Below are 1,503 nucleotides of genomic sequence, written 5' to 3' on the forward strand. Positions count from 1 at the left end.
GTAACGCTCCTAACACCTGATGCAATGACAGCACTGCCCATTCCCCACCAACCCTCAAGTTCAACCAATAGCACCAGCATAGGAGCTGGTGCTAAGAAAAACCCTGTGTCCACCCTCAAAGAACTGGTGGCACGTCTTTATCGAGAACAGCACAAGGTTCAAGATTTGTTAAGCTCATTGGGGTTTGCCTTACGCAGCTTCAACAATCTCAATCAGTTTTTAGAGTTAATTCCTTTAATGGCAGCACGGGTAAGTGATGCCGATGGGGGAGCTTTAATCCTGTTCAATCGAGATGGTCAGGTACAACGCTCTGACCTACACTACCAGAACCCTCAGGTGGGTCAGACTATTCGTAAAGCGATAGAAAAGACCACCCACCAAGTGACAAGTCCTAATGGCCAAGGGGGGAATTCTAACCAGACACCAACTTCTTTGAAACTGGTTCAGGCATCCTTTGATAAACTCTTGAGGGATTATCTTGAACCCAATATCCAACTGTTTAGTCTTCCCATTCTGCTTAAAAATGCTGAACAAGGACATTTGTATATCTTTAGCCATGACCCACAATATAAATGGACACCGACACGACAGAAGTTGGTAAGGTTAGTGGCTGACCAAACTGCAGTAGCGATCGCTAATGATGAACTTAAAGTTGAGCTACGCCATAAAGAACGCTTAGATCGAGAGTTAGAAATTGGTGCCGATATCCAAATCCGCCTACTACCGCGCCAATGCCCTGAAATTGAAGGGGTGGAATTAGCGGCTTTCTGTAAAACCGCTAACCGTGTCGGAGGTGACTACTACGATTTCATTGCCACCAACTACGACCAGCTCGGACCGAAAAACTCCGGGGATGGTGATCATGATGACCACAGTGCTTATTTACCTTGGAGCATTGTGATTGGTGATGTGATGGGAAAAGGGGTTCCGGCTGGGTTGATTATGACTATGACCAGGGGAATGCTGCGAGCAGAAGTACTAAACGGTCACTCCCCTGCACGCATTCTCGAACACCTGAACCGGGTTATGTATCCTGACTTGGAAAATTCCCACCGGTTCGTTACCTTGTTTTATTCTGAGTACGACCCCAAAACCAAGATTTTGTCCTATAGTAATGCCGCTCACAATCCCCCCTTGTTGTGGCAGGCATCAACCGGTTCTATCAAACCCTTGGATACCGCAGGAGGGATGCTGATTGGTTTAGAAATTGATTCTCAATACGAAGACTCTCAAGTGCAGCTAGATTCAGGGGATACCATTATTTACTACACTGATGGGGTGACCGAGGCAGCCAATCTCAATGGCCATCGCTTTGATGAGGACAATCTAACCCAAAGCTTCCAGTGGGCCTGTGAAAATAGTTATAGTGCTCAGGAAATTTTAGATTACCTATTTGAGCAAGTACAGCAGTTTACTGGGACAACAACTAACGGAGATGATATGACACTGGTCGTAATGCAGGTAAAATCAAGGTTTGACTAAAAGATTTGATTTAAGGTATAG

1 protein-coding gene is annotated in these 1,503 nt (G+C 45.6%); it reads left to right on the forward strand.

What is annotated here, in order from left to right; genetic code table 11:
- Positions 1-24 precede the first annotated feature (24 nt).
- Positions 25-1,482: a PP2C family protein-serine/threonine phosphatase gene (locus tag F6K52_RS36210; protein WP_293090038.1), complete on the forward strand. Its 1,458-nt coding sequence runs from the start codon at positions 25-27 to the stop codon at positions 1,480-1,482.
- The last annotated feature ends 21 nt before the right edge of the window (positions 1,483-1,503 follow it).

It is taken from the genome of Moorena sp. SIO3H5, from assembly GCF_010692395.1.
Taxonomy (GTDB): Bacteria; Cyanobacteriota; Cyanobacteriia; order Cyanobacteriales; family Coleofasciculaceae; genus Moorena.

What these genes read in the sequence shown, in the direction of transcription:
- F6K52_RS36210 (WP_293090038.1), top strand. Translation starts at nt 25, where the DNA reads ATGACAGCACTGCCCATTCCCCACCAACCCTCAAGTTCAACCAATAGC.